Below are 9,027 nucleotides of genomic sequence, written 5' to 3'. Positions count from 1 at the left end.
AGTCAGCTGTACCACAGCAGACCATAAAATGTCTGGTCTGGGATCTCGACAACACCCTCTGGCAGGGAATTCTGTTGGAAAACGATGATGTCAGGCCTTTTCCGGAGGCTGTCGCCACCATCAAGGCCCTCGACGAACGGGGAATCATCCACTCTATCGCCAGCCGTAATGATCATGATGTCGCATTCACCAAACTCAAAGAATTCGGCCTGTCCGAGTACTTTCTTTATCCGCAGATCTGCTGGGACACGAAATCAGCATCGGTGAAGGCAATCGCGGCAGCTCTCAACATCGGGATCGATACGCTGGCCTTCATCGATGACCAGGCGTTCGAGCGAGCGGAGGTGGAATTCGTCCTGCCCGAGGTGCTGTGCCTCGACGCAACGGAGGCGGTTGCGCTCGCGGGGCGACCCGAGTTCACTCCGGAATTCGTGACCGACGACTCCAGAAAGCGGCGCCTGATGTATCAGGCGGACCGGGAACGGAAGGTCGCCGAAGCTGATTTCAGCGGGGTGCAGGAGGCTTTCATGGAAAGTCTCCAGATGCGTTTCGGAATCGTGGCGGCAACGGAAGACGACCTCCAGCGCGCCGAGGAACTCACGCTCCGCACTAATCAGCTCAACACGACCGGCTACACCTATTCTTATGCCGAGCTCGATGCCTTCCGCACTTCGGATCGACACCTACTGCTCGCAGCAACACTCGAGGATTGCTACGGGCCCTACGGAACGATCGGCCTGGCGCTGGTCGAAAAAGGCGACGAAGCCTGGATCGTGAAGTTGTTGATCATGTCGTGCAGGGTGATGTCGCGTGGCGTCGGTACGATTATGATCAACTATATCAAGCGGATGGCTGACGCCGCCCACGTTCGACTGCTGGCGGAATTCGTCCAGACGGACCGGAACCGAATGATGTACGTCTCGTACAAGTTCAACCGATTTTTCGAAGTGGAACGCCGAGATCCATTTATCATGTTCGAGGCCGATCTGACCAGTATTCCGGACGATCCGCACTACGTGCTCGTCAGTGCACCTCGCCCATGATGTGCGCCAATTACCCCGGAAGGAGCCGATTTATATGATCCAGGCACCGGTCTACCTTAGCCGAGTGACCAGTGAACAGCTGCTCGAGGCCACCCGCGAGGTCATTGCCGGCGGCGGCAGCAGCAACATGCGAAACCTCGGCATCCAGACCCCCCTGGTGTTGGACCGGTCGGCCGGATGCCGTATCTGGGACGTTGAGGATAATGCGCTCATCGATGTCAACATGGGCTATGGGCCGCATCTCTTCGGTTATGCCGACCCGGATGTTCTGGGTGTGGTGGCCGAACGGCTGCGGCTGGGAGCCGTCACTGGTATTCCGCACCGGTTGGACCACGAGGCTGGCGAACTGATCGCCGCAGCCGTGCCAACGATCGAGCAGGTCCGGTTCGCCAACTCGGGCACTGAGGCGATCACCTCCGCACTGCGGTTGGCCCGGTTCGTCACCGGTCGCACCGTGGTGGTCACCTTCGAGGGGCATTATCACGGGTGGAGCGAGACGGTGCTGCGCAAGGCTGCCATCACGAACGACGGCGCAAGCGCGCTCGGCGCCGTTCCCGGGGCGCCTGGCATGATTCCCGAAGCGCTCGTGCACACACTGCAACTGCCCTGGAACGACCCCGGTGCGCTCGACGACCTGTTTGCGGCACGTGGTGACCAGATTGCGGCGGTGATCCTCGAGCCGGTCTGCGGCAATGCCGGGCTGGTCCATCCATTGCCGGGATTTCTAGAGCGGATCGCCGACCTGGCCGCTCGCCACGGGGCGCTGCTTGTCTTCGACGAAGTGATCACCGGTTTCCGGGTGGCGTTGGGTGGGGCCCAGGAGCTGCTCTCCATCCGGCCCGACCTGACGATCGTGTCCAAGGTCCTCGGCGGTGGATTCCCGGTGGCGGCGTTCGGCGGCAGCAAGGAGATCATGGCGCCGCTCGCTCGCAACGAGGCGTTCCACGCCGGTGTGTTCGCGGGCAATCATGCTGCGGTCACCGCCGTGGTAGCCATGATCGGCAAGCTCAGGGGCAATCCATCGGTGTACGACACCCTCGACCTTGCCGGCGGTTATCTGGAGCAGCGGCTGACTGAGGTGTTCGCTGCGGCCGGCCACAACGTGCGCATCGCACGCTGCGGCTCGGTGATGTCGGTGGCCCTCCTGACCGGCGCGCCGGACTCGGATCCGGCCTACGACGCGTGCGTCGCGCTTATCGACTTCGCTGCCCACCGCAGGCTGCAGCTGTTGTGCCAGGAAGCCGGCCTCTACTTCCACCCGAACCCGCTGGAGCCGTGGTTCCTCAGCACTGCGCACACCCCTGACGTGCTGGACACGGTGGTCGGCACGGTCAGGGAATCCCTGGCAAGGCTGTAGGAGTCGAGCCGGACCGGTTCCGGAAAGAGGGAGAGATTATGAGCATCGAGTCCCTCGGCAATGTGCTGCGGGAACTGTGTATCGACGTTGGACAGGTCACGGCGGACACGCGGCTGCGGGCGGATCTCGGCCTCGACTCGGTCGAGACGACGGAGTTGGAGCTGGAGTTGGACCGTCGGTTCGGCTTGAAGATCGACTTGTGGGACACGACGGACTATTCCCTTGCCGAACTCGCAGCACGTGTCGAGGGACCGCAGCCAGCCGATCTGCCTGTCGATGAGCATCGCGTACCGCTCGAGATTCCCCGGGTTCCACCCGACCGGGCGCGGCGGTACCGCGAGGCCGGGTGGTGGCGCGCGCAGCCACTCGACACCCTGCTTCTCCGACACGGGCACCGGGATCCGGGCAAGTGTGCGCTCGTCGCGGGCGATCGGCGGCTGAGTTACGGCCAACTGCTCACCATGGTGGATCGGGTGGCACGGCGGCTTCGGACGCTGGGCATCGGGCGTGGTGACACGGTGGTGGTCCAGCTGCCCAACAGCATTGAATTTGTCATTCTTGTGCTGGCGCTGATCCGGATCGGTGCCCCGCCGATGCTGACCCCGTCGACGCTGCGGGAGTATGAGCTTGATCGAATTTTGGGGTTGACCTCGCCCGTGGCGATCGCCGTGCCCGGCAGGACTCGACGGTCCGATCATCTCTCGATGATCCAGCAGATGCGTTCCCGCCATCCATATCTCACACGGCTGCTCGTGGCCGATGGAGCGGGCGAGGAAGGGGCGGACGTCACCTTTCTGGCCGAGCTCTGCGAGCCGGGCCAGGATCCGGTTTTTCCCCGAGCGGAAGTTGAGCATGGCTGTGAGGATGCGGCGGACCCGACCGATGTCGCGCTGTTCCTGTTGTCCAGCGGCACCACCGGACCGCCCAAGGTGATGGCGCGCACCCATGAAGACTACGGCTACATCGTCCGGAGCACTTCCGATGTCGCCGCAGTCGACGCCGACACCGTCTACCTCGCGGTCATGCCCGCCACCCACACCTTTGTCCTCGCCTATCCGGGAATCATGGGGACGCTGGCCGCGGGCGGGACGGTCATTCTGGGCGGGGTCGAAGATCCACGGCGGGTCCTGGAGCTGATCAGCCGGGAGCGGGTGACGCATGCCGCGGCCGTACCGGGTCTCGTCACGCAGTGGGTGGATGTGCTCCGTACCGAACACTACGACGTTTCCAGCCTGGCCGTCCTTCAGGTCGGCGGCGCCAGGCTGGACGCGGTAGCGGCCGAGCGGGCGAAGACGGCGTTGTCGTGCGTGGTGCAACAGGTTTACGGCATGAGTGAGGGGCTGGCGAACTTCACCCGTCTCGACGACCCGGACGCTGTGACGTTCGAGAGCCAGGGACGCCCGGCATCTCCCGGAGACGAGATAATGATCGTCGACGAGGACGAGAAGCCGGTGCCCGCAGGGGATGTCGGACAGCTGCTGACCCGCGGGCCCTCTACCGTCGCCGGGTACTACCGGGATACGGCAGCCACCGGACGGGCCTTCACCCAGGGCGGCTTCTACCGTACCGGGGATCTTGTCCGGTTACGACCGGATGGCAACCTCGAGATCGCCGGACGCATCAAGAATCTGATCAATCGCGGCGGCGAGAAGATCAGCGCTGAGGAGCTGGAGGAACTGACCGGCGAGCTGCCCCAGGTGGCGGCTGCCGGAGCCGCTCCGATGCCGCATCCGATGTATGGCGAGGCGGTCTGTCTGTTCGTGGTGGCGACCGGTGAGGCCCGGCCCGAACTGCATGACATCCGCAGGTATCTGCAGATGCGGGGGCTTGCCCGCTACAAATTGCCGGAGCGGCTGGAACTCATCGACACGATGCCGTTGATCGGGGTCGGCAAGCTGGACCGGTCTGCGTTGCGCGAACGCGCCGTGACCCTTGCACAGGCGGATTCCGCCTCGTCGGCTCGGGCGGGCCGCTGATCAGAACCGGCGCCGGTGACCGCTGGGAGATCCCTCGCATTCACCAGGGTAACGGCCAGACTCCCGGACCGGGTCGATCCGGAGCCGGCCAGCTCCCGGCCCGCCCGGAACCCAGTCACATTCCCAGTCGCTCAAAGACGGAAAGGTTGAATCATGTCGTTGTCCGAAAAAGCTCTCCTGACGACGGAACAGCGCCTCGAGTTCGCGGCGAACGACGAAGTAGGTGGCGGAAACCTGCTCAGGTCGGCTATCGCGGCGAACCCGCATCCCGAGGCGGCCTTCATCCGGTCGGGCAGGCCCCTGACCAACACCGACGGCCAGCAGCAAACCGACTTCAGTCTGCTGCAGCTCGACCAGCTCGTGCAGAGCTGGTCGGTGTGGTATCTGGAAAAAGGTGTGCAGCCACGCGATCGTGTAGCGGTCTACATGAAGGACTTCTTCGCCTACTCGGTGCACTACTACGCATTGGCTCAGATTGGCGCCATCGCAGTGCTGATCAACAGCAAAGCGCCACAGGACATCGCATCCTCGCTGCTCAGCCAGACTGGTCCGGTCGCCCTGTACACCGATCGGGCACACCTCAAGGTACTCGGTGACGCGGTGGACAAGCTGGCGGACCTGCGTTTCATCCAGCTGGAGGAGGAACTGCCCGCGCCTCCGGAGAACATTTTGCCCGACGACGGGCGTTGGCGGCACGCTCCTGAGGATCCGGTCTCGATTCTGCACTCATCGGGGACGACTGGTCGGCCCAAGCCGGTCATTCAGACCCACCGTTCCAGCGTGGCGGGGCCGCGGTTCCGGCTCACCCAGGATGATCCCACTCTGATGTCCGGCGGGGTGATGATGGCGGCGCTGCCGCAGTCACACCTGGGATGTATCCACTACCTGACATACGCAATCTTCGGCGGTACCCCGATTGTGCCCCTGTACGATCCGAGCGGTTCGGAGCTGGTGGCCGCGATTCGGGACCATCAGCCCACGTCTGTGATGGCCTTCGGCCACGCATGCTCGGATCTGGCCGCACTTGATCTGGAGCCGGGTGCGCTCGACTCGGTCAACGTGTGGGTCACCACCGCCGATGCCGTTCACGAAGCGCACATGCGCAAGCTCCTCTCGCACCGAAGCGAGGGGCTGGCGCCCTCGTCCTTCCTCGACCGGCTCGGTACCACCGAGCTCGGCTGGGCCGTCCTGTTGAAGGCCAGGACCCTTGCGTCCGAACGCCATGACCGTTGCGTCGGCAAACCTGTGGGTGTCTCCGAGGTAGCCGTCCTGCGCAGAGACGGCACCGAGTGCGACGTCAACGAAGTCGGGCTGCTCGGCGCCCGGGGTCCAGCGATCACAGCCGGATACTGGAACAACGCCGACACCACCTATCGGAGCCGGCTCGGCGGATACTGGACGCCGGGTGACGTTGTCTACCGGGACGAGGAAAATAACTTCTTCCACGTCGACAGGGCCGTGGACACGATAGACACATCAGCCGGTCCGGGTTATTCGATTCTTATGGAGGAAACCCTCCTCAGCGATGTCCCGGAGATCCTGGACTGCGCTGTGGTCGCCGGCCGGAGCGATACTCGTGTCGTGGCCGTCGGGGTAGTAACGTCGGAGGTCGACAACATCGATCCACAGACGCTACTCAAGCAGGCGAACGAAGCACTGCGATCGGCTGGTCATCCCGAACTCGCCATGCTGGAGGTCGCCGGGGCGGTCCCCGTCGGTGTGACCGGAAAAGTTCTGAAGCGCCAGCTCAGGGAGCAGTACAGCGCCCTTTCTGACTACATTCGTGACGCCAACGGAAAGGTTTTTGCTGTGGTTCCCGGTGTTCTCGGAGGCTGAACCTCACCTGCGCTGAAAAGTCGCCTTCAGCACGCCCGAATTTGGGAGTAATGCATGGCAGAGATCAGGCCGGCGGCCTTGGCAGGACTCCTGGGTGCCGGCATTGGAGCTTCATTGAGCCCGCCCCTGCACGAGCGCGAGGCTGGCTTGAACGGCCTCCGGCTCTTCTATCAACTCATCGATCTGACCGCACTCGGGCTGGACGTGATCGAAGCCCCCGTACTCCTGGCCGCGGCCCGGCAGGTGGGTTTCGTCGGGCTCAATATCACCCATCCCTGCAAGCAGATCGTCCTCGAGCATCTTGATGAGCTGTCCGCCGATGCCGCTGCGATCGGCGCGGTCAACACAGTGGTCTTCGATGCGGGGAAGAGCGTCGGACACAACACCGACTGGTTGGGTTTCGCCCGCAGCATCGAGCGAGGGCTACGGGACGCGGCCAAGGGCATGGTGGTTCTGTTGGGAGCGGGCGGCGCCGGCGCCGCGGTGGCCTACGCCATCCTCAGTCTCGGCGCGGCCGAGGTCACCGTGATTGACGTCGACCGGCAACGTACGGACGCGCTGGTCGAGAGGATGCGACGCCATGTCGGGGGAGCGCGGGTCGTCGGCGCAGACCTCGACCTCCTCGAGGCCAGCCTCGTGCGGGCGGACGGCCTGATTCACGCGACTCCGGTGGGAATGGCAGGCCACCCTGGTCTGCCATTCCCACCAGGTTTTCTCCGTCCGAACCAGTGGGTGGCAGACATTGTCTACGGGCCCCAGGAGACCAGCCTTCTCCACCATGCGAGAACCATGGGTTGCCGGACGCTTTCCGGTGGCGGGATGCTCGTCTTCCAAGCGGCCGAGGCATTCCGCCTTTTCACCGGCGTTCAGCCGGACTCCAACCGCATGCTCCACCACTTCGAGCTTCTCACAAACCTATCTTCAGGTGGGGTGATGAAATCGCCGGTCGGCCTTTCGGCGAGGTAAGCCGTCCGTCGCGGCGGAGTCGATAATCGGTAGGGAGTAGTGACGATGAACGAAGTGCAGCCACGGCTGCGCCCGGTTCTTTACAACCTGGGGGCATTTCAAACCGCACCGGTGGCCATCACCTCGGCGGGCAGGTCGTACCTCCTTGCGGCCAACGAATCGCCGCTGGGCCCACTACCTTCGGTGGCTGCGGCTATAGCGGCCGCAATCGGCAGGATAAACCGATACCCGGACGGCGAGGTCACCACACTCACGGGCGATATCGCCAGGTGGCTTGGTACCAGTCCCGAACGCGTCGTGGTGGGCGCCGGATCGGTCGCTGCCATTCAGATGCTATTCGAAGCGGTCTGCGACCCGGATACAGAGGCGATCTACGCCTGGCGTTCCTTCGAGGCGTACCCGGTACTGGCGAAACTGGCTGGAATGCGACCCGTGGCCGTGCCGCTGCGCGACGAGCGGCACGATCTCAATGCAATGGCCGCCGCGGTAACACCGCAAACCCGTCTGATCATCGTGTGCAACCCCAACAATCCCACGGGGACGGTGGTGCTGCGGGGTGAGCTTGAGGAATTCCTTGACCAGGTACCGCCGGACTGCCTCGTGCTGTTCGACGAGGCGTACCGGGAATACGTGCGGGATACCAGCGTGCCCGACGCCCTGACGCTCGCAGCCGGCCGTCCCAATGTCGTGGTCGTGCGGACCTTCTCGAAGGCGTTCGGGCTGGCGGGACTACGCATCGGTTACCTGGTCGCCCACCCGGCAGTCGCTGCGGAGGTGCGCAAAACCCGGCTGCCCTACTCGGTCAGCCACCTGGCGCAGGTTGCTGCAGCCTCATCGCTGCGAGCCGAAGAGGAGTTGCTCGCCCGGGTCGAGAGAACCGTGAAGGAGCGTGAGCGGGTACGACGTGCACTGCTTGATCTGGGTTGGTCGATTCCGGAAAGTGAAGCGAACTTCGTGTGGTTGCGGCTCAATGGTGAATCCGCTGATTTCGCGACGACATGCACGGTAAACGGTCTGAACGTCCGCGTGGTCCCGGGCGAGGGCGTGCGGGTCTCCATCGGCGACCCCGGCGCGAACGACACCTTTCTGGAGGTAGCGGCGGCATACCAGCGACATCGCTGAACTGATGGGCCAGCCTGGGCACGTGGGGCCGGCCGTGCGGTGTCGGCCGTGCGGTGTCGGTCCGACACATCCTCGACGCCCGCCTCGCGACCACCATGCCGATCTTGGAAGCATTATGATCATGCAATGACGAGTCATTCTCGTTGATCGCTGTTTCAGGATCTGAGTTAGGAGAAACTCGACGATGGCCCCCTTGCAGGCATATACGCGGTACCACGAGCGCCCCGAGGTCGACTTCTACTTCGACCCGGTCTGCCCGTTCGCGTGGATCACATCACGATGGATCATCGAGGTGGAACGCCATCGCGACATCGCACTGAAGTTCCGCGTGATGAGCCTGTCCGTGCTCAACGAGCACCGCGAAATTGAATCATGGTACCGCGAGTTCTGCGACCGGGCGTGGGGGCCGGTGCGCGTCGCGATCGCCGCTGCGCAACATCGAGGCGATGACGTGCTGCGCGACATCTACACGGCGATGGGGACGCGGATCCACAACCAGCAGAACAAGGACTATCCGATGGTAATCGCGGAATCCCTTGCCGAGCTCGGGCTGCCGGCATCCCTCGCCGAGGCCGCGAACAGCACCGAGTATGACCAGGCGTTGCGTGCGAGCCACCGTCAGGGTATGGAGCCGGTCGGCGAGGATGTCGGAACGCCGACCCTACATATTGACGGTGTCGCTTTCTTCGGCCCGGTCCTCAATTCTGTTCCCCGTGGTGAGCAGGCC

Annotated in this window: 7 protein-coding genes; all 7 read left to right on the top strand. The window is 63.7% G+C overall.

Annotated features, from left to right (window positions below; all coding sequences use genetic code 11):
- The first annotated feature begins 23 nt into the window (after positions 1–23).
- Positions 24–1,043 carry an HAD-IIIC family phosphatase gene (locus U9980_RS15630; RefSeq protein ID WP_416210285.1) on the top strand — a complete coding sequence of 340 codons (1,020 nt, stop codon included), beginning with the start codon at positions 24–26 and terminating at the stop codon, positions 1,041–1,043.
- Positions 1,044–1,077: 34 nt separating this feature from the next.
- Positions 1,078–2,400, top strand: a complete 1,323-nt coding sequence (locus U9980_RS15625; protein WP_322768587.1) for an aspartate aminotransferase family protein — start codon at positions 1,078–1,080, stop codon at positions 2,398–2,400.
- A 38-nt stretch (positions 2,401–2,438) separates the two neighbouring features.
- A complete protein-coding gene (locus U9980_RS15620) occupies positions 2,439–4,376 on the top strand; it encodes an AMP-binding protein (RefSeq protein WP_322768586.1) in 1,938 nt (645 codons plus the stop codon).
- Positions 4,377–4,529: 153 nt separating this feature from the next.
- Positions 4,530–6,212 (top strand): class I adenylate-forming enzyme family protein, encoded by a 1,683-nt coding sequence (locus U9980_RS15615; RefSeq protein WP_322768585.1) that lies wholly within the window; start codon positions 4,530–4,532, stop codon positions 6,210–6,212.
- A gap of 54 nt (positions 6,213–6,266) precedes the next feature.
- The gene (locus U9980_RS15610) at positions 6,267–7,178 is read left to right on the top strand and encodes a shikimate dehydrogenase (protein WP_322768584.1); all 912 of its coding nucleotides are present in this window, start codon (positions 6,267–6,269) and stop codon (positions 7,176–7,178) included.
- A 45-nt stretch (positions 7,179–7,223) separates the two neighbouring features.
- The gene (hisC, locus tag U9980_RS15605; protein WP_322768583.1) at positions 7,224–8,300 is read left to right on the top strand and encodes a histidinol-phosphate transaminase; all 1,077 of its coding nucleotides are present in this window, start codon (positions 7,224–7,226) and stop codon (positions 8,298–8,300) included.
- A 184-nt stretch (positions 8,301–8,484) separates the two neighbouring features.
- Positions 8,485–9,027, top strand: a 543-nt coding sequence (locus U9980_RS15600) for a DsbA family protein (RefSeq protein WP_322768582.1), incomplete at its 3' end; no start/stop codon positions are given.

Origin of the sequence: Protofrankia sp. Cr1 (assembly GCF_963555865.1) — a bacterium.
In the GTDB taxonomy this organism is placed as follows: Bacteria; Actinomycetota; Actinomycetes; order Frankiales; family Frankiaceae; genus Protofrankia.
The sequence above is the reverse complement of the archived record's forward strand: the minus strand, read 5'-3'. Positions and strand labels throughout refer to the sequence as shown.

Coding starts and splice junctions, on each gene's coding strand:
- hisC (WP_322768583.1), top strand. CDS start 7,224: ATGAACGAAGTGCAGCCACGGCTGCGCCCGGTTCTTTACAACCTGGGG.
- U9980_RS15615 (WP_322768585.1), top strand. CDS start 4,530: ATGTCGTTGTCCGAAAAAGCTCTCCTGACGACGGAACAGCGCCTCGAG.
- U9980_RS15620 (WP_322768586.1), top strand. CDS start 2,439: ATGAGCATCGAGTCCCTCGGCAATGTGCTGCGGGAACTGTGTATCGAC.
- U9980_RS15610 (WP_322768584.1), top strand. CDS start 6,267: ATGGCAGAGATCAGGCCGGCGGCCTTGGCAGGACTCCTGGGTGCCGGC.
- U9980_RS15625 (WP_322768587.1), top strand. CDS start 1,078: ATGATCCAGGCACCGGTCTACCTTAGCCGAGTGACCAGTGAACAGCTG.